General features: G+C 37.4%; 1 protein-coding gene and 1 other annotated feature. The gene reads left to right on the top strand.

What is annotated here, in order from left to right; translation table 11 throughout:
• The first annotated feature begins 47 nt into the window (after positions 1–47).
• Positions 48–273 (top strand) — a binding site (T-box leader).
• Between the two features lie 71 nt (positions 274–344).
• On the top strand, positions 345–1,784 hold the full coding sequence (gene proS / locus J5G60_RS18100) for a proline--tRNA ligase (protein ID WP_150358820.1): 1,440 nt from the start codon (positions 345–347) through the stop codon (positions 1,782–1,784).
• The last annotated feature ends 131 nt before the right edge of the window (positions 1,785–1,915 follow it).

Genomic DNA, 1,915 nt, shown 5'->3' on the forward strand with positions numbered 1-1,915 from the left:
TTTTTTATATTCTATCATATAAAATAAGTTTAAAATTAAATAGATGCTAAAATGCTAAGAAGAGGATTAGTAGGTATGATACCTTTTTAAGAGAAGAAAATGCAAGGTGGAAGTTTTCAAAAGAGCCATACTGAACCTGCCTTAGAGCTCTGTACTGAAACAGTAGTAGGATACAGCGGTAATTGCCGTTAAGATTGTAAGTAAGTGAGTATGTTTGATATTTGAATATATTAAAGCAGGGTGGTACCGCCGAATGTAACCTCGGTCCCTTTATGGGATGGGAGGTTTTTTTATATTTAAATTTAATCATATGAATTTTAAACTATAATTCTATTTTGGAGGTAATTAAATTGGAAAAGAAATTGGTGGAACAGATAACGTCCAGAAGTGAAGATTTTGCTCAATGGTATACGGATATTGTGAGAAAAGCAGAACTGGCAGATTATTCCAGTGTAAGAGGATGTATGATAATACGACCTTATGGTTATGCAATATGGGAGGGCATTCAGAAATACGTAGATACAAAAATAAAGGAAACAGGGCATGAAAATGTATATATGCCTATATTTATTCCAGAGCATTTATTGGAAAAGGAAAAAGAACATGTTGAGGGATTTGCTCCGGAGGTGGCCTGGGTAACTGAAGGTGGAAATGAGGAGCTTGCGGAGAGATTGTGTGTCAGGCCGACTTCAGAAACACTGTTCTGCGATCATTTTGCTAAGATAATCCACTCTTATAAGGATCTGCCTAAGCTGTATAACCAATGGTGTTCAGTAATAAGGTGGGAGAAAACCACCAGGCCGTTCTTGAGAACAGCAGAATTTTTATGGCAGGAAGGGCATACAATACACGCTACTAAAGAAGAGGCGGAGAAAGAAACAAGATATATATTGAATCTATATTCCGATTTATGTAAGGATATTCTGGCTATGCCGGTAATTCAGGGCAAAAAAACCGAGAGCGAAAAATTTGCAGGTGCTGTGGATACCTATACCATTGAAAGCTTGATGCACGATGGAAAGGCCCTGCAGGCAGGTACATCACATTATCTTGGTGAAAATTTTGCCAGGGCATTTGGAATCCAGTATTCCGATAAGGAAGGTAAACAGCGGTATGTACATTATACTACCTGGGCTGTAACTACAAGGCTGATCGGGGCAATAATAATGATACATGGTGATGACAACGGTATGGTCATGCCGCCAAGGATAGCACCTATACAGGTGATTGTTATACCTGTAGCGCAGCACAAGGAAGGTGTGCTTAAAAAGGCAAATGAATTGAAGGATAGGCTGTCTAAAATTGTAAGAGTCAAGATTGATGATGATGCCGATAAAACACCGGGCTGGAAATTCAGCGAATACGAGATGAAAGGTGTTCCAATCAGACTTGAAATAGGACCTAAGGATATTGAAAAAAATCAGGTGGTACTGGCAAGAAGGGATACGGGAGAAAAGTTCACAGTATCAATAGATGATCTGGAAAGCCAGGTAACGGAGCTTTTGGATAAAATTCACAATTCCATGTATGAAAAAGCAAAATCCTTTAGAGATAATAATACCCGTGATGCTCTAAATATGGAACAATTTAAGAATATTGAGGAAAATAAGTCGGGTTTTGTGAGAGCTATGTGGTGTGGAGATGCCAAATGTGAGGAAAAAATCAGGGAGGTTACAGGGGCAACTTCAAGATGTATCCCCTTTGATCAGGAACACATTTCGGATACCTGCGTTTGCTGCGGCAAAAAGGCCGACAAGTTAGTATATTGGGGAAGGGCATATTAAATACCAGCTAAAATTAGAAATGATATGAAAACGAAAGTTTTCATATCATTTTTTATTTTTGCAATGGTTAAAAATAACTTTGAAAATATTTTGTAAATATTATTAGGAAAAAGAATATTTATTGTTATAAT

This window comes from Clostridium sp. HV4-5-A1G, assembly GCF_900184915.1.
Lineage (GTDB): Bacteria > Bacillota > Clostridia > Clostridiales > Clostridiaceae > Clostridium_B > Clostridium_B aromativorans.